This window comes from Methylobacterium guangdongense (genome assembly GCF_038442355.1).
Lineage (GTDB): Bacteria > Pseudomonadota > Alphaproteobacteria > Rhizobiales > Beijerinckiaceae > Methylobacterium > Methylobacterium guangdongense.
This window is the reverse complement of sequence record NZ_JBBXMX010000071.1, coordinates 1-980: the sequence shown is the minus strand read 5'-3', so window position 1 is coordinate 980 and position 980 is coordinate 1. Positions and strand designations below refer to the sequence as shown.

Here is a 980-nt window from a genome sequence, read left to right as displayed (position 1 = left end):
ATGGGCAAGGAAAAGTTCTCCCGCACCAAGCCGCACTGCAACATCGGGACGATCGGCCACGTTGATCACGGCAAGACGTCGCTGACGGCGGCGATCACGAAGGTGCTGGCGGAGTCGGGCGGCGCGACGTTCACGGCCTACGACCAGATCGACAAGGCGCCGGAGGAGAAGGCGCGCGGGATCACGATCTCGACGGCGCACGTGGAGTACGAGACGACGAACCGGCACTACGCGCACGTCGACTGCCCCGGCCACGCCGACTACGTGAAGAACATGATCACGGGCGCGGCGCAGATGGACGGCGCGATCCTGGTGGTGTCGGCGGCCGACGGCCCGATGCCGCAGACCCGCGAGCACATCCTGCTGGCGCGTCAGGTCGGCGTTCCGGCGCTGGTGGTGTTCCTCAACAAGGTCGACATGGTCGACGACGAGGAGCTCCTGGAGCTGGTCGAGCTGGAGGTGCGCGAGCTCCTGTCGAAGTACGACTTCCCGGGTGACGACATCCCGATCACCAAGGGTTCGGCGCTGATGGCGCTGGAGGACAAGGAGCCGAAGATCGGCAAGGAAGCCGTCCTGGCGCTGATGGCGACGGTGGACAGCTACATCCCGCAGCCGGAGCGCCCGATCGACCTGCCGTTCCTGATGCCGATCGAGGACGTGTTCTCGATCTCGGGCCGCGGCACGGTGGTGACGGGCCGGGTCGAGCGCGGGATCGTGAAGGTGGGCGAGGAAGTCGAGATCGTCGGCATCCGGGCGACCACCAAGACGACGGTGACGGGCGTGGAGATGTTCCGCAAGCTGCTCGACCAGGGCCAGGCGGGCGACAACGTCGGCGTCCTGCTGCGCGGCACGAAGCGCGAGGACGTGGAGCGGGGCCAGGTGGTGTGCAAGCCGGGTTCGGTGAAGCCGCACTCGAAGTTCAAGGCCGAGGCCTACATCCTGACGAAGGAGGAGGGCGGGCGCCACACGCCGTTCTTCAC

General features: G+C 67.1%; 1 protein-coding gene. It reads left to right on the top strand.

What is annotated here, in order from left to right; translation table 11 throughout:
- Window positions 1-980, top strand: a 980-nt coding sequence (gene tuf / locus AAHG09_RS31775; protein WP_342112332.1) for an elongation factor Tu, incomplete at its 3' end; no start/stop codon positions are given.